The sequence below is a fragment of the Streptomyces sp. NPDC052036 genome, from assembly GCF_040680495.1.
Lineage (GTDB): Bacteria > Actinomycetota > Actinomycetes > Streptomycetales > Streptomycetaceae > Streptomyces.
The window spans coordinates 1-22163 of sequence record NZ_JBFAWW010000018.1 but is presented as its reverse complement, the minus strand read 5'-3'; the positions used below and the strand labels follow the sequence as shown (position 1 = coordinate 22163).

The 22163-nt window shown below is 72.6% G+C and carries 25 protein-coding genes; 19 read left to right on the top strand and 6 right to left on the bottom strand.

The window, feature by feature from the left end; all coding sequences use genetic code 11:
• Nucleotides 1–143: 143 nt before the first annotated feature.
• On the bottom strand, nt 144–485 hold the full coding sequence (locus AB0L95_RS24035) for an SH3 domain-containing protein (protein WP_365164278.1): 342 nt from the start codon (nt 483–485) through the stop codon (nt 144–146).
• 378 nt (nt 486–863) lie between these two features.
• Here AB0L95_RS24035 and AB0L95_RS24030 point away from each other — a divergent pair, with 378 nt between their 5' ends.
• Together AB0L95_RS24030 and AB0L95_RS24025 are read left to right on the top strand one after the other, a co-directional pair.
• Complete coding sequence (locus AB0L95_RS24030) at nt 864–1415, top strand: hypothetical protein (RefSeq protein ID WP_365164275.1); 552 nt, start codon at nt 864–866, stop codon at nt 1413–1415.
• Nucleotides 1405–1989: a hypothetical protein gene (locus AB0L95_RS24025; RefSeq protein ID WP_365164272.1), complete on the top strand. Its 585-nt coding sequence runs from the start codon at nt 1405–1407 to the stop codon at nt 1987–1989. Before AB0L95_RS24030 ends, AB0L95_RS24025 begins: the two co-directional genes overlap by 11 nt.
• A 190-nt stretch (nt 1990–2179) precedes the next feature.
• On the opposite strand, the gene AB0L95_RS24020 is transcribed toward AB0L95_RS24025, so the two are convergent.
• Together AB0L95_RS24020 and AB0L95_RS24015 are read right to left on the bottom strand one after the other, a co-directional pair.
• Entirely contained in the window at nt 2180–2818 is a 639-nt protein-coding gene (locus tag AB0L95_RS24020; RefSeq protein ID WP_365164554.1) for an acyltransferase family protein, read from the bottom strand.
• A gap of 132 nt (nt 2819–2950) precedes the next feature.
• Entirely contained in the window at nt 2951–4348 is a 1398-nt protein-coding gene (locus AB0L95_RS24015; RefSeq protein WP_365164269.1) for an MFS transporter, read from the bottom strand.
• Nucleotides 4349–4506: 158 nt separating this feature from the next.
• On the opposite strand from AB0L95_RS24015, the gene AB0L95_RS24010 reads away from it, so the two are divergent.
• From AB0L95_RS24010 to AB0L95_RS23995, 4 genes are all read left to right on the top strand, one after another.
• Complete coding sequence (locus tag AB0L95_RS24010; RefSeq protein WP_365164267.1) at nt 4507–5040, top strand: helix-turn-helix domain-containing protein; 534 nt, start codon at nt 4507–4509, stop codon at nt 5038–5040.
• A 31-nt stretch (nt 5041–5071) separates the two neighbouring features.
• Nucleotides 5072–5389: a DUF6412 domain-containing protein gene (locus AB0L95_RS24005; protein ID WP_365164264.1), complete on the top strand. Its 318-nt coding sequence runs from the start codon at nt 5072–5074 to the stop codon at nt 5387–5389.
• A 171-nt stretch (nt 5390–5560) separates the two neighbouring features.
• Nucleotides 5561–6271: a membrane protein insertase YidC gene (gene yidC / locus AB0L95_RS24000; RefSeq protein WP_365164552.1), complete on the top strand. Its 711-nt coding sequence runs from the start codon at nt 5561–5563 to the stop codon at nt 6269–6271.
• Nucleotides 6272–6452: 181 nt separating this feature from the next.
• On the top strand, nt 6453–7310 hold the full coding sequence (locus AB0L95_RS23995; protein ID WP_365164262.1) for a fumarylacetoacetate hydrolase family protein: 858 nt from the start codon (nt 6453–6455) through the stop codon (nt 7308–7310).
• Between the two features lie 119 nt (nt 7311–7429).
• On the opposite strand, the gene AB0L95_RS23990 is transcribed toward AB0L95_RS23995, so the two are convergent.
• Together AB0L95_RS23990 and AB0L95_RS23985 are read right to left on the bottom strand one after the other, a co-directional pair.
• Nucleotides 7430–7903, bottom strand: coding sequence for a heme-degrading domain-containing protein (locus tag AB0L95_RS23990; RefSeq protein WP_365164259.1), 474 nt, complete (start codon nt 7901–7903; stop codon nt 7430–7432).
• Nucleotides 7900–8985 (bottom strand): Gfo/Idh/MocA family oxidoreductase, encoded by a 1086-nt coding sequence (locus AB0L95_RS23985; protein ID WP_365164257.1) that lies wholly within the window; start codon nt 8983–8985, stop codon nt 7900–7902. The genes AB0L95_RS23990 and AB0L95_RS23985 overlap by 4 nt, the downstream gene beginning before the upstream one ends.
• Nucleotides 8986–9095: 110 nt before the next feature.
• Between AB0L95_RS23985 and AB0L95_RS23980 the strand changes: the two genes are divergently transcribed.
• The 13 genes from AB0L95_RS23980 to AB0L95_RS23920 all read left to right on the top strand — a co-directional run bounded on the left by AB0L95_RS23980 (nt 9096) and on the right by AB0L95_RS23920 (nt 21449).
• Entirely contained in the window at nt 9096–10220 is a 1125-nt protein-coding gene (locus AB0L95_RS23980; RefSeq protein ID WP_365164254.1) for an ROK family transcriptional regulator, read from the top strand.
• Nucleotides 10221–10389: 169 nt separating this feature from the next.
• On the top strand, nt 10390–11409 hold the full coding sequence (locus tag AB0L95_RS23975) for a hypothetical protein (RefSeq protein ID WP_365164251.1): 1020 nt from the start codon (nt 10390–10392) through the stop codon (nt 11407–11409).
• A 58-nt stretch (nt 11410–11467) separates the two neighbouring features.
• Complete coding sequence (locus tag AB0L95_RS23970; protein WP_365164249.1) at nt 11468–12223, top strand: GntR family transcriptional regulator; 756 nt, start codon at nt 11468–11470, stop codon at nt 12221–12223.
• 163 nt (nt 12224–12386) lie between these two features.
• Complete coding sequence (locus AB0L95_RS23965; RefSeq protein ID WP_365164247.1) at nt 12387–13508, top strand: TIGR03364 family FAD-dependent oxidoreductase; 1122 nt, start codon at nt 12387–12389, stop codon at nt 13506–13508.
• An 8-nt stretch (nt 13509–13516) separates the two neighbouring features.
• A complete protein-coding gene (locus tag AB0L95_RS23960) occupies nt 13517–14233 on the top strand; it encodes a phosphonatase-like hydrolase (RefSeq protein WP_365164245.1) in 717 nt (238 codons plus the stop codon).
• On the top strand, nt 14230–15279 hold the full coding sequence (locus AB0L95_RS23955) for an ABC transporter ATP-binding protein (RefSeq protein WP_365164243.1): 1050 nt from the start codon (nt 14230–14232) through the stop codon (nt 15277–15279). The genes AB0L95_RS23960 and AB0L95_RS23955 overlap by 4 nt, the downstream gene beginning before the upstream one ends.
• Nucleotides 15272–16090 (top strand): 2-aminoethylphosphonate ABC transporter permease subunit, encoded by an 819-nt coding sequence (locus AB0L95_RS23950; protein WP_365164241.1) that lies wholly within the window; start codon nt 15272–15274, stop codon nt 16088–16090. Before AB0L95_RS23955 ends, AB0L95_RS23950 begins: the two co-directional genes overlap by 8 nt.
• The gene (locus tag AB0L95_RS23945; protein WP_365164239.1) at nt 16077–16874 is read left to right on the top strand and encodes an ABC transporter permease subunit; all 798 of its coding nucleotides are present in this window, start codon (nt 16077–16079) and stop codon (nt 16872–16874) included. Before AB0L95_RS23950 ends, AB0L95_RS23945 begins: the two co-directional genes overlap by 14 nt.
• Nucleotides 16875–16947: 73 nt before the next feature.
• Nucleotides 16948–18036: a 2-aminoethylphosphonate ABC transporter substrate-binding protein gene (locus AB0L95_RS23940; RefSeq protein ID WP_365164550.1), complete on the top strand. Its 1089-nt coding sequence runs from the start codon at nt 16948–16950 to the stop codon at nt 18034–18036.
• 49 nt (nt 18037–18085) lie between these two features.
• Nucleotides 18086–18865: an HAD-IIA family hydrolase gene (locus AB0L95_RS23935; protein ID WP_365164237.1), complete on the top strand. Its 780-nt coding sequence runs from the start codon at nt 18086–18088 to the stop codon at nt 18863–18865.
• A gap of 142 nt (nt 18866–19007) precedes the next feature.
• Nucleotides 19008–19640: a hypothetical protein gene (locus AB0L95_RS23930; RefSeq protein WP_365164235.1), complete on the top strand. Its 633-nt coding sequence runs from the start codon at nt 19008–19010 to the stop codon at nt 19638–19640.
• Nucleotides 19641–19685: 45 nt separating this feature from the next.
• Complete coding sequence (locus tag AB0L95_RS23925) at nt 19686–20309, top strand: class F sortase (protein WP_365164547.1); 624 nt, start codon at nt 19686–19688, stop codon at nt 20307–20309.
• Nucleotides 20310–20426: 117 nt separating this feature from the next.
• Nucleotides 20427–21449, top strand: coding sequence for a glycoside hydrolase family 6 protein (locus tag AB0L95_RS23920; RefSeq protein ID WP_365164233.1), 1023 nt, complete (start codon nt 20427–20429; stop codon nt 21447–21449).
• Nucleotides 21450–21468: 19 nt separating this feature from the next.
• Here the strand turns inward: AB0L95_RS23920 and AB0L95_RS23915 are convergent, their stop codons facing one another.
• Complete coding sequence (locus AB0L95_RS23915) at nt 21469–21999, bottom strand: MarR family transcriptional regulator (RefSeq protein ID WP_365164230.1); 531 nt, start codon at nt 21997–21999, stop codon at nt 21469–21471.
• Nucleotides 22000–22163 lie beyond the last annotated feature (164 nt).

The following is a 22163-nucleotide window of genomic DNA, read 5'->3' as shown; positions in this document are numbered from 1 at the left end:
GAGAGATTCCCAGGCCAGGGGTCCGTCAAGGGTTTCCCGTGCGGTGTCGGGAGAGACCCTCGTGTCAGGTGGAGACCCGCGCGAGGACGAAGGGGCCGGCGGGACGGGCGGCTCGGGCCGCGGTGCCCGCCGGCCTCGTGCGGTCAGTAGGTCACGTAGTCGGCGTAGACCCAGCCCGTCTGGCCCTTGTGCGGGCCGGAGGTCACCTTGCCGTACCACCACACCTCGGGGTACGTCTTGGTGCAGTAGTACGTGAACTTGGTGCCCTTGCTCAGCAGCCCGAGCGACGTGTAGCCGGTGCCGGGGCCCTTGCGGAGGTTCACCCCGTCCGTGTCGATCTTGTAGTAGTCCCTGTCCGGTTCGTCGAGGTTGCACTTCGCGGTGGTGACAGCGCTCGCGCTCGGCGCGGCGATCGCCGCGCCGCCGAGCAGCGCGACCGTTGCGACCGCCGTAGCGATCCCCTTGCGGATCAGGCCTTGACGCACCCTGCTTCTCCTGGTCGACCCTGTCGATGACAGGCGCACCCCCGTGTGGACGCGCCGCTCCGCCCCGTGGATCAACGGGCGGAGCGCCGAGCCTGGTTGATCAGGGGTGGTGCGGGCGCGTACATGACATGTTGGTGATCCCCGCTGATCGCGCCTCGCGTCTTGACGAGCATCGCGCGTTGTTCCGCGTCCGCCGTCCACTTCCAGGTGGCGGCCGTGGGGTCCTCGTTCGTCCGGGGCCTCGAACGACAGGGGTGGGGAGGAGTGGGGGCGAGGAGGAGCGGAGATGGGGGAACCTCATGTCTTGCTCAGAACCTCCGGCGGGCTCGTCGCCCGGCAGTACGGTTCCCGGGACTCAGGACGCAGGGGGAACCGGTCATGATCTCTACGAGTACGGCCACTGCGCGCCTGCGGGCCCGGCTGGCGGCAGGTGCCGTGATGGCGGCGGCGCTCGGGCTCGTCTCGTGCGCGGCATCCGACGGCCATGAGGCCGCCGCGTCCGGCGCGGCCTCGCCGAGTGCCTCCCGGGCGGCTGCCGGGGCCGCCGAACAGAGGCTTGGCGCGCAGCAGTTCGACGAGAAGCAGCTCGGTGAGCAGGCCGAGGCCATGCTCGGCGGCTTCGGCGGCTTCGGCGGCGGCGGGGCGATGGTCGAGGCCGGGACGGAACGTGTCGCCGAGGGCATCCACACCGAGCCCTCGCTCGGCCGGGGCCGGGCCTACCGGCTCGACCTGGTCTGCATCGGCCGGGGCAGTGCGCGGGCGGTGTTCACGCCGGCCGGCACCGGTACGGAGACAGGAGTGCCGTGCGACCGGTCGGTGGTGCGGCGGCGGATCACCCCGCACGGGCCCGTCCGGATCGACGTCGACGGCGTCAAGGGCTCGACCGGGGTGGTCGCCTGGGTCGTCAGGGAGGTCGGACGTGCTTCGTAGAACCGGTGTGCCGCGTCGTGCTCCACTGGGGCCGGCCCTGGCGTATGCGGCGATGGTGCTCTCGCTCGTCGCCTGTACGCACGGCCACTCCGCCGCGGGACGGGGACCGGCGCCGGGCGGGAACGGGAAGGGCCCCACGCCGACAGGGGTGTTCACGCCTCCGCCCGAGCACGATGAGGCGACGGGGGCCGCCGGCACCGGACGGCCCCTGCTCGCGGTGCCGCAGCTGGGCGGCGGGGACACCGTCGTGGGTCGTCGGGCGCCAGGCGGCGGCAGCGCGAGCATCGAGTTCGGCAGGGGCGGGAAGGGTGACGCACTTGTCGTCGCCGTGGCGTGCGAGGGGCGGGGGAGTGTCCGCGTCGCGGTGCGATCCGTGGGCGCCTCGTTCCCCTTGGAGTGCCAGGCGGGTCGGGTCAGCTCCGTCTGCAACCAGATGGCGCTGACGGGAGCGGACCGTGGCGGCACGGTGTCCGTCGAGGCGTCCTCGGCCGTGCGCTGGGCGCTGACGGTCGGCCGGGGCCGGAGCGCACGTGCGCCGGAGGACGGGAACGGGACCGGCGGCGGGGGCGGGTGAGCGCCGGGCGGGTGTCCCTCGGTGTGGGGCCGTGACTACGGCTTGCGTGGTGGAGCCGTGGTGGCGTCGTGGTCCGGGTCGGCCGGTGCGAGGGGCGCGTCGCCGTGGCGGGGAGCGGGCAGTGGCCGGCGGTGGTCGCGGGCCAGACGGCGCGTCAGCCACCTCCGCGCCGGGGTCTCCACCCGGTCCGTCAGTACCAGGCCCGCTGCCACGAGCCCGGCCAGGAACACCAGACCGCCCCAGGGGCGAAGGCTTCCAGCCCCCGTCCGGTGAACTGCAGAGCCGCCGCGTACACCAGGGCCCCCAGCGGCCGGTGCAGCACGTACACGCAGTAGGACGCCTTGCCCAGCACATCGCAGCAGCGCCCGACGGCGGTCGAGGGCTCGGTCTTCGCGCCGAGCAGGACGATGAGCGGGAACACCAGCAGAACACACAGGAGCTGGGCGACCAGGCCGGGGCTGAACAAGGCCAGGGCGGGCAGTGCGCCCATCAGCAGCAGTGGCGGGACGCCCGGGGTGCGCGGTCTGTCCCGCAACCGGTGGACCAGCAGTCCGGCGCCGAAGGAAAAGCACACCCGCGCCAGCCCGCCGGGAAAGGTCGCCCAGGTCAGACCGACGGCCGCGGTTCCCCAGTGGAAGAGGGCGAGGGAATAAAGGACACCGCAGGCTAGTACGGTTCCGAAGAGAGTTTTAACGGACCGCAGGGGGCGCCAGAACGTCACCCACAAAAGGTTTGCGAGCAGTTCGAAGAAAATGGACCACATCGGGCCGTTGAAGGGAAACAGCCCGCCTTTTGTCGGTGCCGGGAGCATGAACAAGGAAGCCGGCAGCGTAATGAGAAGCTTTCGCCAGCCCCATGGCTCCGTGGGCGAACGGTAGAGGATGCACAGTACGGCGTGGACGACTGCGGTCCGCTCCCGCAGGGCCAGGTCTTAGACGGCCCGCTCCCGCAGGGCCAGGTCTCAGACGGTCCGCTCCCGCAGGGCCAGGACGCCGGCCGCTCCCACCAGGGCCAGGATCGCCGAGACGATCAAGGCGATGTTCGCGCCGTGCGCCGGGGCGCCGCCCGAGGTGACCAGGGCGACGGTGAGGGCCACGCCCGCGCAGGAGCCGATGTAGCGGAACGTCTGCTGGGCGCCCGAGCCCATCGCCGCCCGTGCGGCGGGCACCGACTCCACGGCGACCAGCGGAAGCGCGGCGTTGAGCAGGCCGCTGCCCACGCCGCCGATCACCAGGCCGGGGAGCATGCGCAGCCAGGAGTGGGCGCCTATCGCGCCGAGCATGGTCACGATGGCGACGGCGTGCAGGGCGAAGCCGATGGCCAGTTGGTGGCGGGAGGAGACGCGGCCCGCCAGTCGTTTCGCCTGGAGGGCGACCAGGAAGGACAGTCCGGACCAGATCACGAACAGCCAGGCCGTCTGCATCGGCGAGAAGCCGAGCGTCCGCTGGATCAGGGCCGGCAGAAAGCTGAACAGGCCGATCACCGCGATGCCCGTGAAGAGTCCGGCCGCCGCGGAGCCGAGGAAGCGCGGGCGGCGCAGCAGGGCGAGGTCGATCATCGGGGTGCGGGTGCGGTGCTCGATCAGGGCGAAGGCCAGGACCAGGACCGCGGCCGCCGCGAACAGCAGGAGCACCGGGGTCCTCAGCCAGCCGTCCCGGCCCAGGGTCAGCGCGGCCACCAGGGAGACGAGGGCGAGGCTGAAAACGCCCGCCCCCACCAGGTCCGGGCGGCCGTCCCGGGGTGCGCGGGACTCCGACAGGCCGCGTGACGACAGGGCCGCGACCACGAGCATGGCGACGCCGAGGACGACGTAGGCGGTCCGCCAGCTGGGCATCGCCCCGGCTACCAGGGGGCCGACGGCGATGCCGCCGCTGACGAACGCGCCCCACACACCGGTCGCGTGCAGCCGGCCGCGTGCGCTCGGATAGGCCTGTACCAACAGGCCGAGGCTGCTGGCGAGGATGGCGGCGCTGGACGCGCCCTGGGCGATGCGGGCCAGGGTGAACAGCCAGGTCGAGGTGGTGAGGGCGCCGAGCACGGTGGTGAGGCCGAGAGCGACGGTGCCGGCCACGAAGATCCGGCGGCGGCCGTAGTCGTCGGCGAGGCTGCCGGCCACCAGGAGCAGCGCGGCCAGGCCCAGCGGGGTGCCGTTGAGCAGCCAGGCCTGGGCGGAGACGGGGGTGTGCAGGGCGGCGACGGTGTCCGGGAGGGTGACCGACGGCGCCGTGTAGATCATCAGCGCCATGGCGGTGGCCGCGCTGGTCAGGGCGAGGGTGCGGGGGGCCCGCGGGGTTTCCTGGGCCACAGGGGGCGAGGCGGGAGCGGTGACGGTGGCTGCGGTGCTTTCCAGCTGGGGCATGGCCTGCGCTTCCAGGTGAGGGCCGGTCGGATGCAGTCAGTTCGTTCATTGAACTTCTCGGGGTCGACCGTAGCAGTGCAGGTTCGGTCATTGAATCAAGGCGAGGCAAAGTCGGTTCGGTCATTGAACTGACGGGTGGGGGTGGCTACAGTGGGGCCATGGCTCTCGGCAAGGACTACGCGACACAGGCGTGCTCGATCGCCCGGGCGCTGGAGATCGTGGGCGAGCGCTGGACGCTGCTCATCGTGCGCGACGCGTTCTACGGCGTACGCCGCTACAACGACTTCCTCGTCCACCTCGGCATCCCGCGCGCCGTCCTCGCGGCGCGGCTCCAGACCCTCACCGCCGAAGGGATCCTCGAGAAGCGTCGCTACCAGGAATCGCCGCCGAGGGACGAGTACGTCCTCACCGACCGCGGTCTCGCCCTGTGGCCCACCCTCCGCGCGCTCGGCCTGTGGGGGCGCGACCACTACACCGAGGCCAGGCTGCTCCTCTTCCGGCACGCGACGTGCGGGACGGAACGCGAACTGGGTCCGTACGGCGAATGTCCCGACTGCGGAACCGTCGTACCCGTCCCGGACGTCGAAGTGTTGCCGGGACCCGGAGCTGATCCGCACCCGGCCGATCCGATCAGCCGGGCGATGCTCAAGCCGAAGAGGTTGCTGGAGCCGATCGAGATGGAGTCCGTGTAGAGCGAGCCTGTGCGGAGGGGGAGGGGCGTCGGTGATCCGTAGCCGGGTGAATCTGTGCCCCGCTGCCGTGCTGCTCGTGCTGTTCCTCGAAGTCGCGGTTCTCGACACCGGGGGCCTGCACACCGCGGTCGCCCTCGCCTTCGCCGCGACCGCGGCGGCCGGCTCCGCACTCGCCGTCTGCGCGCTGATCGCCGCCCGTAGCGTGCCCGCCGTGGCGCCGACGCGGGTGCGTACAGCCCTGCGCGACCGGGAGCGTCGCACCGCCTTCCTGCCGCAACGGGACCCCGACGCCCCGGGCCGCAGTCGTCCCCGGGCACCGGGGTGCGCCCTTCCGGCGACCGCCGCGTAGGGCCCACACTTCTTCGTTGCTTCTCGCTTCCATGAGCTGCATGAGTTGCACATGCCGCATGCGCTGCATGTGCTCATCCGTAGACGTGTGACCCGCGCGGGTCGTCATGCCGACACCTTCCTTTCTCCCGGCGCGACGAGACCCCCGGAGGGCTCACCCATGTCCACGTTCATGTCCGTGTTCGCCGGCCTGGTCGAACGGCTCGCAGATCTGCTCCAGCCGCTCTTCCACGCCTCCGCGGCCGCCGCCGCGATCGTCCTGTTCACCGCGTTCGTACGACTCCTCGTCCACCCCCTGTCCCGGGCCGCGGCGCGCGGTCAGCAAGCCCGCGCCAAGCTGCAACCGGAGCTCGCCGAGCTGCGCAGGAAGCATGCGAAGAACCCCGAGAGGCTCCAGCGGGCGGTGCTGGAACTGCATGAGCGCGAACGTGTGAACCCGTTCTCGGGCCTGCTGCCGAGCCTCCTCCAACTGCCCGCCTTCGTCCTGCTCTACCATCTGTTCTCCAGCACCACGATCGGCGGCGAGGCGGGCGGCCTGCTCACCCACACGCTGTTCGCCGCGCCGCTCGGCGATCGCTGGACGGACGCGCTCGGCCACGGCGGACTCCTCGGGCCGGCCGGACTCGTCTACCTCGGTCTGTTCGCTTTCGTCGCGGCCGTCGCCGCCTTCAACGTCCGGCGTACGCAGCGGACGACGGCCCTGAGCGCGGTACCGGCCGGTGCGGGCGAGCAGGTGCCGGGGCTCGGCACGGTCACCAGGGTCATGCCGTTCCTGTCCTTCTTCACCCTGGTCACCGTGGCGGTGGTGCCGCTGGCCGCCGCGTTGTACGTGGTCACCAGCACGACGTGGAGCGCGGTCGAGCGGGTGGTGCTGTACCGCTGAGCGCGGGCGGTGGCCGGGCGGGGCGGTCCGGTCCGGCCCGGCCCGGTCCGATCCGTGAACGGGGTATTGCGGATCGGACGCCCTACCTTGGAGGATCGACCAGTCCTCCGATGGCTGTGCCCCGGTCCCACTCCGGCCGCACCCATCGGCCGGGCTGCCGCGACCGAGGGAAAGGGCGACCATGAAGCTGTTGCGTGTCGGTACGGCGGGGGCGGAGCGGCCCGCGCTGCTCGACGCCGGGGGGACCCTGCGGGATCTGTCGGGTCTCGTCCCCGACATCGACGGGCCGCTGCTCGCCGACGACGCGGCGCTCGGCCGTGTCCGTGCCGCTGCCGAGTCGGGCGAACTGCCGGAGCTGGACGCGGACGGACTGCGCATCGGGCCGCCGCTCGCCCGGATCGGCAAGGTCGTCTGCATCGGCCTGAACTACCACGACCACGCCCGCGAGACCGGCGCCGAACCGCCCCCCGAGCCGGTGATCTTCTTCAAGGCGGCGGACACGGTGGTCGGACCCCATGACACCGTGCTCGTGCCGCGCGGGTCCGCCAAGACCGACTGGGAGGTCGAACTCGCGGTCGTCATCGGGCGTACGGCCCGCTATGCGGAGTCGCGGGAGGAAGCGCTCGCACACGTCGCCGGGTACGCGGTGGCGCACGACGTCTCCGAGCGCGAGTTCCAGATCGAGCGCGGCGGGACGTGGGACAAGGGCAAGAACTGCGAGACGTTCAACCCGCTGGGGCCGTGGCTGGTGACCGCGGACGAGGTCCCCGATCCCCAGAACCTCGGCCTGAGGCTCTGGGTCAACGGGGAGCTGAAGCAGGACGGGTCCACCGCGGAGCAGATCTTCCCCGTCGCCGAAGTGGTCCGGTACGTCAGCCAGTTCATGACGCTGTACCCGGGTGACGTCATCAACACCGGGACGCCGGCAGGCGTGGCCCTGGGACGGCCCGAGCCCAAGCCGTATCTGCGGGCCGGGGACGTGGTGGAGCTGGAGATCGACGGACTGGGGCGGCAGCGACAGGAGTTGAAGGACGCATAGGCCCCCCGCGGGGACGACCGGGGCGACGGGGGCGCCGCGGGAGCCGGCGGCCACGGGTCAGCCGCGTGGGCGATTCGCGTCCACGCGGCTGACCCGTACGTCACCGCATCCCCGGCGTCCTACAGCGATCCCTTGAACCTCTCCAGGGCTTCGACCACCAACGCGTGGTCCTCCAGCTGCGGCAGGCCCGACACCACCACCGTGCCGATCACGCCCGCGCCCTCCACCGCGATCGGGAACGCGCCGCCGTGCGCCGCGTACACGTCCGCGTCGAGGCGGGAGGAGTCCTCGAACGTCGTGCCCTTGGCGCGGAAGCGGGTTCCGACCAGCAGGGAGGAGCAGCCGTAGCGCTCGACCACGCGGCGCTTGCGGTCGATCCAGGCGTCGTTGTCCGGTGTGGAGCCCGGCAGCGCCGCGTGGAAGAGCTGCTGGCCGCTACGGCGGATGTCGATCGCGACGGGCGCGCTGCGGGCCCGCGCCAGCTCCACCAGCAGGGTGCCGAGCGACCAGGCGTCGTCGTAGGTGAAGTGAGGGAGCGTCAGGCGGCGCTCCTGTGCCTCGAGTTCGGGGATCTCGGGAGCGGTCGTCGTCATAGTGCCACCGCCACACCCTCGCGGGCCGAACGCCGGGCCGCCTCCAGGACATCGAGGGCCGCGGCCGCCTCGTGCGCGGTGACCGGGTTGGGGCCGCCCTCGCGCAGCGCCTCGGCGACGGCCGCGTAGTACGCCGGATAGTCGCCGGGCAGGGTCGGTACGGGGCTGCCGCCGCCGGTCAGCGGGGACTCCCCGGCGCCGACGCGGCCCCACAGGGACTCGGGCTCCCGGCCCCAGTCCGGGCCGGGACGCAGGCCCTCGCGCAGGGCCGCCTCCTGCGGGTCCAGGCCGTGCTTCACATAGCCCGCCGCGGAACCGAGGACGCGGAAGCGGGGGCCGAGCTGGGCCGTCGTCGCGGAGACGTACAGGTGGGAGCGGACGCCGCTGGTGTGCGTCAGCGCGATGAACGTGTCGTCGTCCGTCTGTGCGCCCGTGCGGCGGATGTCCGTCTCGGCGTACACGGAGGCGGCGGGGCCGAAGAGGACGAGCGCCTGGTCGACGACGTGGCTGCCCAGGTCGTACAGCAGACCTCCGATCTCTGTGGGGTCGCCGGACTCGCGCCAGCCGCCCTTGGGCTGCGGGCGCCAGCGTTCGAAGCGGGACTCGAAGCGCCACACGTCGCCCAGTTCGCCCTCGGCCAGCAGCTTGCGGAGGGTCAGGAAGTCGTTGTCCCAGCGGCGGTTCTGGAAGACGGAGAGCAGCAGGCCGCGTTCCTCGGCGAGGGCGGCCAGCGCGCGCGCCTCGGCCGCCGTCCCCGCGATCGGCTTGTCCACCACGACCGGCAGGCCCGCCTCCAGGGCGGCCGTCGCGATCGGGATGTGCGTCTTGTTCGGGGACGCGATGGCGATCAGGTCCAGCTCCCCGGCCCGGGGCCACAGCTCGTCGGCGGAGTCGGCGACGCGCACGTCCGGGCACGCGGCGCGGGCCTCCTTCTGCCGCTCGGGGTTCGAGGTGACCACGGTGTCGAGGGTCATGCCCTCGGTCGTGGCGATCAGCGGGGCGTGGAAGACGGAGCCCGCGAGGCCGAAGCCGACGAGGCCCACGCGGAGGGGGGTGTCAGTACCAGGGGCTGAGGCAGTCATGGCTCCTACTTTCGCAACGCTGTTGCCAAAGTGCAAGCGCCGGAGAGAATGGTGCTGTGGACAGGACGTATGCGGGACCGGGCGGAGGCAGGCATGGGGTCGGGGGAACCGTGGCGGGCGGAGTGAACCTGCTGGGGCTGCGGAGCCACAACGCGGCGCTCGTGCTGGATCTGCTGCGCACGGCGGGAGAGGCCGGGATCAGTCGGCTGGAACTGGCGGAGCGGACCGGACTGACCCCGCAGGCCGTCAGCAAGATCACCGCCCGGCTGCGCGCGGACGGCCTCGCGGTGGAGGCGGGCCGCCGCGCCTCCACCGGCGGCAAACCGCGGACGGTGCTGCGACTGGTGCCGGACGCCGGACATGCGGTGGGGCTGCACCTGGACCGGGACGAACTGCGGGCCGTGCTCTGTGACCTGACGGGCACGGTGATCGCGGAACGGCGGTCTCCGCTGGACCTGGGCGCCGGCCGGGAGGCCGTGGTGGAAGGCGCAGCCCGGGAGGTGGAGGCCCTGGCGACCGGGGCGGTGCGGGCCCCCGGCGCCGTCTGCGCCCCCGCGCCCCTTCCCGTGCTGGGCGTCGGCGTCGCGCTCCCCGGCCCCCTGGACCATCGGCACGGTGTGCTGCACCGGGTCACCGGGTTCCCCGAATGGGACGGGTTCCCGCTGCGGGACGCGCTGGCGCGGCGGCTCGGGATGCCCGTCGTCGTCGACAAGGACACCAACGCCGCCGCGCTCGGGCTCGCGCTGGGCGGGGCGGCCGAGGAAGCGTCCGCGTCGTTCGCCTATCTGCACCTCGGGACCGGACTCGGTGCCGGGCTGGTCATCGGCGGGGCCGTGCACCGGGGCGCGCGGACCGGGGCCGGCGAGTTCGGGCACCAGGTCGTGCAACTGGACGGGCCGCCCTGCGACTGCGGTGACCGGGGCTGCATCGAGGCACTGTGCCTGGCCGCCGTCGCGCGGGGCGACATGGCCGAGGCGGCGCGGGTCCTCGGCGCGGGCGCGGCGAACCTGGCCGGACTGCTCGACATCGACCTGGTGCTGCTCGGCGGCCGTACCGTCGCCGCGCACCCCGAGCCCTTCGTGGGCGGAGTGGGCGCCGTCCTCGACGCACGCGCCCGGCGCGAGGGCTCGACCGGGGGCGTCCCGGTGCGCGTCGCCCCCGGCGGAGCACGCGGGGTGGCGGAGGGCGCGGCCCAACTGCTGCTCGCGCCGCTGTTCGGGCGGGCGGAGGACTGACATCCCGGAGCGGAGCGGGAGGGCCCGGAGCGCGGGCGGGCAAGGGGCGGCCGACACCCGCCGAAAAGGTGGGCCCACTGCGCTGATCGAGGGGACTTGCCCTCGCCGAGAGCCGCTCTCCAGGCGTGGCGCACCCCGCAGGGCGCCCCGCATGGAAGCTCATATGTTCATGCGACTGTCTCCGTCTTCTCGACTGTCTCTGTTCCTGCCCTGCGCGCTGGCCGCCGTCCTCCTCCTCCGGCAGGCGCCCGCCGCCGCGTTCGTCGCCGAGGAGCAGCTCAACTGCTCCGGCACGGCCGGCCACGCCTTCCCGATCACCACCCGCATCCATGGCGGCCCCGGCAGCTACAAGCCCGGGGGCGCCGACCAGACCTGGTACATCGACCTCACGAACACGACCGCGGAGTCCTGCAAGAACATCCGTCCGGTGCTCGTCCTGGTCGACACCCAGCACATGCTGAAGGACGCCGAGCCCCGTCTGATGTTCTACGGGGGCGACCGCTGGCACCCGGTGACCTTCACCCGCACCGACCGGCAGGAGCTGGTCGGCGCCTTCGAGGACGGGTTCCGCGGTTTCACGGTGGCCCCGCGCCGGACGCTCCCGGTGAAGGTGCGATTCGCGCTCAGCGACAAGGCCCGGCCGAGCGATGTCGTGGCCAAGGCCGCGGTCGGGCCGAAGAAGAGCAGCGACGAGGGCTGGGTCGGCGCGTCGGACGACTACTGGTTCCAGATCGAGGCGGGGGAGAGCGCCGCCGCCGAACTCACCGGCGAGTCGGCCGACCCGACCGGGAAGGCGACCGACGCGACCGGGAAGGCGACCGACCCGGCGGGCAAGTCGAGCGACCCGACCGGGAAGGCGACCCGGCCCTCCGGTACGGCGACCGCCCCCACGGGCCAGGCGACCGGCGCCACCGGCGAGGCGGCCCACCCGAGCGGCAAGGCGTCCCATCGGCCGGACAGCGCGGCCGAGGAGTCGGACAAGGGCCACTCGCCCCGGCTCGGCCAGAAGGGGCCGGCGGCCGAGTCCCCCGCCCCCGGGCTGACCCCCTCCGCCGACGCGATGACCCCCACCGCCGCAGCGCCGTCACCGCAGCGGGACCTCGTCAAGTTCGTGGGCGGACTGGCGATGGCCGCGGTCGGCCTGCTCGTCGCGGGCGGCTCTCTGGTGGTGGCCCGCAGACGCCGCTGACACCGCTCGCTCGCCGCCCGCCCCCGGGGCCGTAGGACCGGTCTGCGACGATCACCTCGTGGACTACCCGAACGACCAGGACCCCGGCGCCCCCGTCCGCTCCGGCATTCCCGAGCACGGCCGCATTCCCAAGTACTACGCGGTGAAGGCGCAGATCGCCGCGCTCGTGGCGGAGTTGGGCGAGGGCGGGCTGCTGCCCACCGAACGCGACCTCTCCGAGCGCTACGACGTGGCGCGCGAGACCGTACGGCAGGCACTGCGCGATCTGCTCCTGGAGGGCAGGCTGCGGCGGCAGGGGCGGGGCACGGTGGTCGCCGGGCCCAAACTGGAGCAGCCGCTGTCCCTGGCCAGCTACACCGAGGGCGTCCGCCGGCAGGGCCGCACCCCGGGCCGGAGCCTCATCACCCTCGACCGCTTCCCCTGCAACGACGTCCTGGCCGCCGAGAGCGGGCTCACCCGCGGCGAAGCGGTCTGGCACATGGAGCGGTTGCTCCTCGCCGACGACGAGCGGGTGGGCCTGGAGAGCACCTATGTGGCGGTGGCGCGGGTTCCCCGGCTCGACACCGACTTCGACCCCGACTCCTCCTTCTACGGCTTCCTCCAAGCGCAGGGCATCACCTTCGGTGACGCCGACGAGCGCATCGAGACCGTGCTCGCCACCCCGCGCGAGGCCCTGCTGATCGGTACGCCGCCGGCCCTGCCCATGCTGCTGATCCACCGTGTCTCGCGGGACACGGAGGGACGGCCGCTGGAGCGGGTGCGGACGCTGTACCGGGGGGACCGGTTCTCGTTCTCGGCGCATCTGGGCGGCTGAGGCGGGCGACGTGAGCGGGTGAGGCAGGCGACCTGGGCGGGCTCCGGTCCGCCCTCTTTCATAACGAAAGGATAACGGGTCTAGCCCAAACTTGAGAGGCGGTTCACCATTCGGATGCCGACCGGACCCTTCCGGTTTTCCGATTCCGAGGAGCGTGGCCGTTGTGAGAGTGACAGTCGTAGGAGCCGGCGTGGTGGGCACCATGCACGCCTGGCAAGCAGTGCAACGCGGCCATGAGGTCGTACAGATCGAGCGCGAGGCCGAGGCCCGGGGGGCCTCCTTGCGCAACTTCGGGCTCATCTGGGTGAGCGGTCGCGCGGGCGGCGAGGAACTGGAGACGGCCCTGCGGGCCAGGGAGCTGTGGGAGGAGATCGGGGGCCGCGTGCCCGCGCTCGGCTTCCGCGCGAGCGGCTCGCTGACCCTCCTGCGCACCGATCTCGAACGCGCCGTCGCCGAGGCCGCCCTGGCCCGCCCGGACGCGGCGGCACGCGGCTACAAGCTGCTCACCGCGACCGAGGCGCGCGCCGTGAACCCTGCCCTGCGCGGCAGCTTCGAGGCGGCCCTGTACTGCGAGCGCGACGCCGCCGTCGAACCCCGCACCGCGCAGCTCGCCCTGCGCGAGGAACTGCTGAAGTCCCCGAACTACACCTTCCTGCCGGGCCGCGAGGTCCGCGAGGTCACCGGACCCGGCACGGTCCGCGACGACCACGGCGAGGTGCATCGCGCGGACGCCGTGGTGCTCTGCACCGGCGCCTGGCTCGGCGGGCTGGTGAAGGAGCTGGCACCCGACCTGCCCGTGCGCCGTGTACGGCTGCAGATGATGCAGACCGACCCGCTGGGCGAGGACCTCCCCGCCCCGGTCGCCGACGCCGACAGCTTCCGCTACTACCCCGCCTACCGGGGCGAGGCCCTCGACCGTCTCGGCGACGGGCAGCCCCAGGCGCCCACCGCCGCCGCCCACCGGATGCAGCTGCTGATGGTGCAGCGCGCGGACGGCGGGCTGACCATCGGCGACACCCATGAGTACGAGCACCCGTTCGCCTTCGACACGGTCGAGGACCCCTACGACCATCTGGCGGAGGTCGTCGAGGGCTTCCTCGGCCGGCCGCTGCCGAGGATCCGCCGCCGCTGGGCAGGGGTGTACGCGCAGTGCGCCGACCCCGGGCGGGTCGTGCACCGGCAGCAGGTGCGCGAAGGGGTGTGGCTGGTCACCGGGCCCGGCGGGCGCGGCATGACCTGCTCTCCCGCGATCGCCGAGACCACCGCGAACGAACTGGGCTGGTGAACCACCTCATGACCGACCTCGTGACCGACCTCAGGACCGACATACGTCTGGTCGTCCTCGACATGGCCGGGACCACCGTCGCCGACGGCGGACTCGTCGAGCGGGCCTTCGCCGCGGCCGCCGCCGAGCTGGGCGTGGAGCCCGGCTCCGCCGACCACGCCGAGAAGCTCGACTATGTCCGCGCCACCATGGGCGAGTCCAAGATCTCCGTCTTCCGGCACCTGTTCGGCGCGGAGGACCTCGCCCAGCGCGCCAACGCCGCCTTCGAGAAGGCGTACGGCGAACTGGTCGACGACGGACACGTCGGCGAGATCCCCGGAGCCCGCGCGGCCATCGAGGAACTCCAGGCCGACGGCCGGACCGTCGTGCTCACCACCGGTTTCGCCCGGGTCACCCAGGACGCGATCCTCGACGCCCTCGGCTGGCAGGACCTGGTCCCGCTCACCCTCTGCCCGGCGGACGCGCAGGGCCGGGGCCGCCCCTACCCGGACATGGTGCTGACGGCCTTCCTGCACACCGGCGCCGCCGACGGCGTACGACAGATCGCGGTCGTCGGTGACACCTCGTACGACATGCTCAGCGGGGTGCGCGCCGGGGCCGGGCTGGTGGCCGGAGTGCTCACCGGCGCCCACGACGGCCCGGCGCTGCACCGGGCGGGAGCCACCCGGGTGCTCCGCTCGGTGACCGAACTCCCCGCCCTGATCGAGGGAGACGGCCAGCGATGACCGGCATCCGCTTCGAGGGGATCTCGGTCGCCTACGACGGGACCACCGTCCTCGACGGGCTCGACCTCACCGTCGAACCCGGCGAGGTCATGGCACTGCTCGGCCCCTCCGGCTCCGGGAAGACGACCGCGCTGCGGGCCGTCGCCGGATTCGTACGGCCGTCCTCGGGGCGGGTGTTCCTCGGCGGCCAGGACGTCACCGCGCAGCCCCCGTACCGGCGGGGGATCGGCATGGTCGTCCAGAGCTACGCGCTCTTCCCGCACATGCGGGTCGAGGACAACGTGGCGTTCGGCCTCAAGGCGCGCAAGGTGCCCCGGCGGGAGATCCCCGCCCGGGTCGCCGGGGCGCTGGAGATGACCGGCATGGGGGAGTACGCGCGCCGGTATCCGCGCGAGCTGTCCGGCGGCCAGCAGCAGCGGGTCGCCATCGCGCGGGCCCTCGCCGTACGCCCCGGCGTCCTCCTCCTCGACGAGCCGCTGTCCGCCCTCGACGCCCGGCTGCGCTCCGGCATGCTGGCCGAACTCGCCCGGCTGCACCGCGAGTTGCCCGACATGACCATGCTGTACGTCACACACGACCAGGTCGAGGCGCTGACGCTGGCGGACCGGATCGCGGTCATGGACCGGGCGAGGCTCCAGGACGTCGGCACACCGCAGGAGCTGTACCGGTCGCCGCGCACCGAGTTCACGGCGTCCTTCGTGGGCAACGCGAACCTGCTGCCGGTGACCGTGGGGGCACGCGGGGTCGCCTTCGGCGGGGCCGCACTGGAGGTCGACACACGGGACGCCGCGCCGGGGGCGGCGGCGACCCTGTGCGTGCGGCCGCACCTCGTCGGACTCGGACCCGGCCCGAACCGGCTGACCGGAGTCCTCGGCGAGATCCAGTGGCGGGGGGCCACCCACCGGCTGTACGTGGACGTGGCGGGCCACCGGGTCATGGCCGACGTACGGGAGCTGCGGCGCCCGCCGGCGCCGGGGGAGAAGGTGGAGGTGCACTTCGCCCCCGGGGACGCGGTGCTGCTGGCCGCCGGGGTGTCCCGTGACTAGACGCCTGGCCTGGGCCCTTCCCCCGGTGGTCCTGCTGGCCGCCGCCTTCCTCTACCCCCTCGTCCTCGTCCTCCGGCAGTCCTTCCAGCCGGACACCGGCGGCACCTCCCTCAAGCCGTACACCGACGTCTTCGCCTCCGGCGCGTTCCGTGAGGCCCTGTGGACCACGGTGTGGCTGGCGCTCGCCGCCACCGCCTGCTGTCTTGTCCTCGGGTTCTTCCTCGCGCTCGTCATCGCCTTCGTGCCCTTCCCGGGGGCGAAGGCGGTCGCCCGGTTCGTCGACGTCTTCCTGTCCTTCCCCTCCTTCCTCATCACGCTGGCCCTGCTCTTCCTCTACGGCAACGTCGGGGTGGCCAACGGGATGTGGAGCGAGGTGACCGGCGCGGCCTCGGGACCCTTCGACTTCCTCACCACGCCCTGGGGTGTCCTGCTCGCCGAGGTCACCTACTTCACCCCCTTCGTGATGCGTCCCCTGCTCGCCGCGTTCTCGGGGCTCGACCCCGCGCAGACGGAGGTCGCCGCGTCCCTCGGCGCCCGGCCCGCGCGGATCGTGCGGCAGGTGATCCTGCCCGAGGCGCTGCCCGCGCTCGCGGCCGGCGGCGGACTCGTCCTCGTCCTCGCCCTCAACGAGTTCGGCATCGTGCTGTTCACCGGCGCCAAGGGCGTCACCACCCTGCCGACCCTCATCTACGGCAAGGCGATCCTGGAGTCCGACTACCCGGGCGCCTGCGTCGTCGCCGTCGTCAACGTCCTCGTCTCCGTGGGCCTGTACGCCCTCTACCGGATGGTGAGCCGCCGTGCTGGTGCCTAGCCGCACGGGGAGGTGGGTCCTGTGGGGCCTCTTCCTCGTCCTCTTCCTGCCCCTCTTCGCCCTGCCGCTGCTCGTGATCCTTGCCGCCTCGTTCGCCGGCCACTGGTCCGGGGTGCTCCCCTCCGGCTTCACGACCGCGCACTACACCGCCGCAACCCAGGGGGAATCCCTCCAGGCGCTCACCACCAGCCTGGTCACCGCAGTCGCCGCGAGCCTGCTCGCCCTGGCCGTGGGCACCTGGGGCGCGCTCGGCGCCCACGCCCTGCCGAAGCCGGTGCGGCGCGTGCTCGACGCGCTGTTCGTGCTGCCGGTCGCCGTGCCCTCCGTGGTGGTCGGGCTCGCGGTCCTCGTCGCCTTCTCGCAGCCGCCCGTGCTGCTCAACGGCACCCGGTGGATCGTGATCCTCGCCCACACCGTCCTGGTCACGGCCTTCGCCTACCAGTCGGTCTCCGCGGCGCTGCTCCTTCTCGACCCCGCGTACGAGCAGGCCGCGGCCTCGCTCGGCGCCCGGCCCGGATACGTGCTGTGGCGGGTCCGGCTGCCGCTGCTGCTGCCGTCCCTCACGGCCGCCGCGGGCCTCTGCTTCGCCCTGTCCATGGGTGAGTTGAGCGCCACGATGATGCTCTACCCGCCCGACTGGACCCCGCTGCCCGTCCGGATCTACGCGGCCACCGACCGGGGCTCGCTGTTCACCGGCTCCGCCCTCGCGGTCGTCCTCATGACGGCCACCCTGCTCGTCCTGTTCGCCGTCGCCCGGATCCGCACCCGGGCCGCGCACCGCTGACCACCCGACCCGCCTCTCCTCCACCACCCGTTCCCCGCAAGGAGTTCATCCCGTCATGCCTGAAACCTCCGCCATGCCGAGAATCCCCGCCCGCTCCCTCCCGTCCGGCATCCCCGTCAAGCCGCTCGCCGCCGTCCTCGGCAGCCTCGTCCTCGCCGGCTCGCTCACCGCCTGCGGCTCCGGCTCCTCGGGCGTGGACGCCAAGACCGTCACCGTCTACAGCGCCGACGGCCTCAAGGGCGAGAACGGGGACGGCTGGTACGACCGCGTCTTCAAGGACTTCGAGAAGCAGACCGGCATCAAGGTCCAGTACGTCGAGGGCGGTTCCGGCGAGATGGTCCAGCGCGCCCTGCGCGAGCGCAGCAACCCGCAGGCCGATGTGCTGGTCACCCTGCCCCCGTTCATCCAGCAGGCGGACAGCAAGGGCCTGCTCGCGAAGTACGCGCCCCAGGGCTCCACCGAGGTCGCCGCCGCCGACAAGGCCACCGACGGCACCTGGACCTCCGTCGTCAACAACTACTTCGGGTTCGTCTACAACAAGAAGGAGGTGAAGAAGGCGCCCACCACCTGGGAGGACCTGCTGGACGCGCAGTACAAGGACAAGCTCCAGTACTCCACCCCGGGTGTCGCCGGCGACGGAACCGCCGTGCTGGTCAAGGCGATGAACGACTTCGGCGGCAAGAACGCGGCGCTCGCGTACCTGAAGAAGCTCCAGGCCAACAACGTCGGCCCGTCCGCCTCCACCGGCAAGCTCGCCCCCAAGGTGGACAAGGGCGAGCTGCTCGTCGCCAACGGTGACGTCCAGATGAACTTCGCCCAGTCCAAGACCATGCCGAACCTGGGCATCTGGTTCCCGGCCCGGCAGGGCGGCAAGCCGACCACCTTCGCGCTGCCGTACGCCGCCGGTCTCGTCACCAAGGCCCCGCACTCCGAGAACGGCAAGAAGCTGCTGGACTACCTGCTCAGCCGCACCGCACAGAAGGAAGTCAGCGAGATCGGCGGCGGATTCGCGGCCCGCAAGGACATCGGGGCCACGGACGCCAACGCCACCGCGCTGACCACGCTCATGGACGGCGTCCAGGTCTTCGAGCCGGACTGGAACGACATCGACAAGAACCTTCAGACGTACGTCGAAGACTGGAAATCCGCCACGGACAGCTGATCGCTAGGCTGGGGACTCACGCAGCACCACGTACGGCAGGAGATCGCACATGGCAGAGCGCAGGCCCATCGAGTCATGGCTCACCGACATGGACGGTGTGCTCATCCACGAGGGCGTCCCGATCCCCGGTGCCGATGCCTTCCTGAAGAAGCTGCGTGAGTCCGGCAGGCCCTTCCTCGTACTCACCAACAACTCCATCTACACCGCGCGCGATCTGCACGCCCGGCTGACCCGCATGGGCCTCGACGTGCCGGTGGAGAACATCTGGACCTCGGCGCTCGCGACCGCCCAGTTCCTGGACGACCAGCGGCCCGGCGGCTCGGCGTATGTCATCGGCGAGGCCGGGCTGACCACCGCCCTGCATGACATCGGCTACATCCTGACCGACCAGGAGCCCGACTACGTCGTCCTCGGCGAGACCCGCACCTACTCCTTCGAGGCCATGACCAAGGCGGTCCGGCTGATCAAGGCCGGGGCCCGGTTCATCTGCACCAACCCCGACGAGACCGGCCCGTCCCCGGAGGGGCCGCTGCCCGCCACGGGCGCGGTCGCCGCGCTGATCACCAAGGCGACCGGCAAGAAGCCGTACTTCGCGGGCAAGCCGAACCCGCTGATGATGCGGACCGGGCTCAACACGATCGGGGCGCACTCGGAGACCAGCGCGATGATCGGCGACCGGATGGACACCGACGTCCTGGCCGGCATGGAGGCCGGTATGCAGACGTTCCTGGTGCTCACCGGACTGACCACGCCGGAGCACATCGACCGGTACCCGTTCCGCCCCTCGCACATCGTGAACTCCATCGCGGACCTCGTCGACCTCGTCTGACGCCGTCGGCCGCGGCCTCCGCGGCGGGCGGGTCCGGGCCCGCGCGGCCCCGGGGCCGCCCCCCGTACGGAGTAATCGCGGGTCCCGTCCGGATGCGCCGGGGTGCCCGGGATGTGAGTCTCCTGATATCGGGAGGTTCACGATGGGTTCTCTACGGATCACTCTGGGTGCGGGGGCCGCCGTCGCGGCCGCCCTCATGCCCACGGCATCCGCGGCGGACGCGCAGGGTGTCTTCCTGACCCCCGCGTCCCCCACGCCCGGTACCGGCGTCCGGCTGTCCGTCCGGGGCTGTGCCGGGGCGACCGGCAGCGCGGTGTCGGACGCGTTCGCCGGCGACGCACGGCTCATGGGCAGGAACGGCATGCTGACCGGCGGCACCCGGGTCAGCGCCACCGCCCATCCGGGCCGGTACTCCGTCACGGTCGGCTGCGACGGCCGGGAGGTCGAGGGCGTGCTCACCGTCGGCGGACCGAAGACGTCCGCGCCGTCCGCGGCGTCCGCCACCCCGCAGGCCCGGACGTCCCCGGCCGCCTCTGCCTCCTCGGCGTCCCCCGCCGCCCGAGCCTCCTCCAGCGCGTCCGCCGTGCCCACCGCGCCTTCCTCGCCCGTCGCCCCCGTGCACGCGGGCGGTGGCGCCACCGCGCCTCTGTCGTCCTCCGACGCCCGCAGTGCCGGACCGGGCGTCCTGCAGGCGGTCATCGGCCTCGTCCTCGCGGGCGTCGCCGCCGTCGTGGTGATCGCGCGGACCATCCGTCGGGGCCGTGGCCGGGAGTGAAACGTGCCCAGACCTGAACATTCCGCCGGTACCGGCCGTCTGCTGATGGGCGTGGCCTGGGTGGTCCTGCTGCTGGGACTGTGGATGTGGGGGCGCGGGGTGAGCGAGGCGCCCCTCGGGATCTCCGCGCCGACGACCGGCGACATGGCCGCCGCCGGCCGACCCCCGGACACCCAACTCCCGCCCGGGATCAAACCGTTGGGCAAGTCCGCGCCGTTGCGCGTCGACATCCCCTCCCTGGGGGTGCGGGCCCCGGTAGTGACCAGCGGCCTGGACGCGCAGGGCGCGATCGAGCCGCCGCCCTTCGGCCGGCCGGGCGTGGTCGGGTGGTACGGCAACGGTGTGACGCCCGGGGCCTCCGGGACGGCGCTGGTCGTGGGGCACGTCGACACCGACACCGGGCCCGCCGTCTTCTACAAGCTGAGCAGCCTGCGACAGGGCACGAAGATACGGGTGGTGCGCGGTGACGGCCGGATCGCCGAGTTCACCGTCGAGAGCATCCGGGTGCTCGACCGTGACCGGTTCGACGCCCAGGAGGCCTACGGGACCCGGCAGCCGGGCCGGGCGGAGCTACGGCTGATCACCTGCGGCGGCACCTTCGACCGAGCGAGCGGTGCCTACACGGCGAACGTGGTGGTGTCGGCGTATCTGACGGGCGTGGCGCGGTGAGGGCCCCCGGGCGCTGACGGCTGCCCGGCAAGGGTCCGGGGATCCGGCATCTCGTGGGGGACGGGACGGGCATGTCACGATCGGGACGTTGCTTCGGTACACCCAAGGGGGAGTTGGATGTACGGGACGAGGGGCGCGGGGGCACGGGCCGCCGCGACGGCGGTGGGCGCCGCACTGTTACTGGCCGGGTGTTCCTCCTCCGGGAGCGCGGGCGGGAACGGGAAGAGCCGCGCGGGCACGGACATCGCCCAGCGGCCGAAGGGCACGGACCCCTACTGGGTCGATCCGGACGGCAACGCGGCACGTCAGGTCGCCGCGTACCGCAAGGCCGGGAAGACGGCCGAGGCGGACCGGATCAGCAGGATCGCCGAGCGGCCGACGGGGGAGTGGCTCGGCCCGGAGAACCCCGAGGCCGAGGCCCGGGGCCTCACCCGGGCGGCACGGCAGGCGGACCGCACGGCACTGCTGGTCCTCTACGACATCCCGCACCGCGACTGCGGCCAGTTCTCGCAGGGCGGCGCGGCGGACGGCGACGCCTACCGGGCCTGGATCGAGGGGGCCGCCCGGGGGATCGGGGACCGGCGCGCGACGGTGATCCTGGAGCCGGACGCCGTGCTGCACATGGTGGACGGCTGCACCCCGGACGCGTTCCACGAAGAGCGGTACGACCTGCTCAGAGGGGCGGTCGCCCGGCTCGGGGCGCTGCCGAACACGAAGGTGTACCTGGACGCGGGCAACGCGGGCTGGCAGCAACCCGACCAGATCTTCCGGCCGCTGCAACGGGCGGGCGTCGCACAGGCGGACGGCTTCGCGGTGAACGTCTCCAACTTCTCCTCGACCCAGGACTCGATCGCGTACGGCAAGCAGCTGTCGGCGAAGGTCGGCGGCAAACACTTCGTGGTCGACACCAGCCGCAACGGCAACGGTCCGTACACGGACGGGGACCCACGGGAGCGTTGGTGCAACCCGCCGGGCCGGGCACTCGGCGAGGCGCCGACGACGAGGACGGCGGACCCGCTGGCGGACGCCTATCTGTGGGTGAAGCGGCCGGGGGAGTCCGACGGCACCTGCAAGGGCGGCCCGAAGGCGGGGGACTGGTGGCCGGCGTACGCGCTGAAGCTCGCCGGGGCCGGCGACTGATGTCCTCCGCCTGCCGCCGTCACTCAGCGGATCCCCGGTTGGTGTCGCGCAGTGCGCGCATCGCCTCGGTGAGAGAGCGGAACCCGTCGTCTCCGAGGGCGGTCAGCACTCGGGCACGGAGGATCTGCGTCGCCGCCAGAGAGATCGCCTGGGCGGTGTCCTGTCCCTCGGTGGTCAGTTCGAGGTAGATGACGCGCCGGTCTTCGTCGCACGACACACGCCGGGCCAGGCCGGCGCCGCACAGCCGGTCGGCGAGCTTGGTGAAGCCGCCGCTGGACATGCCGGTCTCGTGCGCGAGGCGGGTCATCGGCATGCGCTGCTCGGGGGCGATGAGAAGGCGCATCAGTACGTTGGCAGAGCCCCTGCCGAGGTCGAAGCGCTCGCCCAGCTCGCTCGCGACGGACTCATGGGTGACAAGGAAGCCCTCCTCGACCAGCTTCCACCCCTGGAGCAGTTCGTGATCGATGCCGAGGTCGTCGTGCCGGTCGTCGCCACCGTCGGCCGGGGCCGTCGGCGCCGCGTCCCGCGGGCCCGTCGCTTCGTTCTCCATGGCTGTCTCAACGCCTGAGCGGTGCGGATGTTCCCCGGGGTGTCGTGCGCGCTCCGGGGCTGTGCACGTGGGCTGGTGCCGGCCCGGACGAGTCGGTCTCGGGCCGGCGACCAGGTCGGTGGGTCAGCCCGCGGCGTGGGCGCCGATGACGGACTGGGCGTAGA

What these genes read in the sequence shown, in the direction of transcription:
- AB0L95_RS24030 (WP_365164275.1), top strand. Translation starts at nt 864, where the DNA reads ATGATCTCTACGAGTACGGCCACTGCGCGCCTGCGGGCCCGGCTGGCG.
- AB0L95_RS24015 (WP_365164269.1), bottom strand. Translation starts at nt 4,348, where the DNA reads ATGCCCCAGCTGGAAAGCACCGCAGCCACCGTCACCGCTCCCGCCTCG.
- AB0L95_RS24010 (WP_365164267.1), top strand. Translation starts at nt 4,507, where the DNA reads ATGGCTCTCGGCAAGGACTACGCGACACAGGCGTGCTCGATCGCCCGG.
- yidC (WP_365164552.1), top strand. Translation starts at nt 5,561, where the DNA reads ATGTCCGTGTTCGCCGGCCTGGTCGAACGGCTCGCAGATCTGCTCCAG.
- AB0L95_RS23995 (WP_365164262.1), top strand. Translation starts at nt 6,453, where the DNA reads ATGAAGCTGTTGCGTGTCGGTACGGCGGGGGCGGAGCGGCCCGCGCTG.
- AB0L95_RS23990 (WP_365164259.1), bottom strand. Translation starts at nt 7,903, where the DNA reads ATGACGACGACCGCTCCCGAGATCCCCGAACTCGAGGCACAGGAGCGC.
- AB0L95_RS23985 (WP_365164257.1), bottom strand. Translation starts at nt 8,985, where the DNA reads ATGACTGCCTCAGCCCCTGGTACTGACACCCCCCTCCGCGTGGGCCTC.
- AB0L95_RS23975 (WP_365164251.1), top strand. Translation starts at nt 10,390, where the DNA reads ATGCGACTGTCTCCGTCTTCTCGACTGTCTCTGTTCCTGCCCTGCGCG.
- AB0L95_RS23960 (WP_365164245.1), top strand. Translation starts at nt 13,517, where the DNA reads ATGACCGACCTCGTGACCGACCTCAGGACCGACATACGTCTGGTCGTC.
- AB0L95_RS23955 (WP_365164243.1), top strand. Translation starts at nt 14,230, where the DNA reads ATGACCGGCATCCGCTTCGAGGGGATCTCGGTCGCCTACGACGGGACC.
- AB0L95_RS23940 (WP_365164550.1), top strand. Translation starts at nt 16,948, where the DNA reads ATGCCGAGAATCCCCGCCCGCTCCCTCCCGTCCGGCATCCCCGTCAAG.
- AB0L95_RS23935 (WP_365164237.1), top strand. Translation starts at nt 18,086, where the DNA reads ATGGCAGAGCGCAGGCCCATCGAGTCATGGCTCACCGACATGGACGGT.
- AB0L95_RS23930 (WP_365164235.1), top strand. Translation starts at nt 19,008, where the DNA reads ATGGGTTCTCTACGGATCACTCTGGGTGCGGGGGCCGCCGTCGCGGCC.
- AB0L95_RS23925 (WP_365164547.1), top strand. Translation starts at nt 19,686, where the DNA reads ATGGGCGTGGCCTGGGTGGTCCTGCTGCTGGGACTGTGGATGTGGGGG.
- AB0L95_RS23920 (WP_365164233.1), top strand. Translation starts at nt 20,427, where the DNA reads ATGTACGGGACGAGGGGCGCGGGGGCACGGGCCGCCGCGACGGCGGTG.
- AB0L95_RS23915 (WP_365164230.1), bottom strand. Translation starts at nt 21,999, where the DNA reads ATGGAGAACGAAGCGACGGGCCCGCGGGACGCGGCGCCGACGGCCCCG.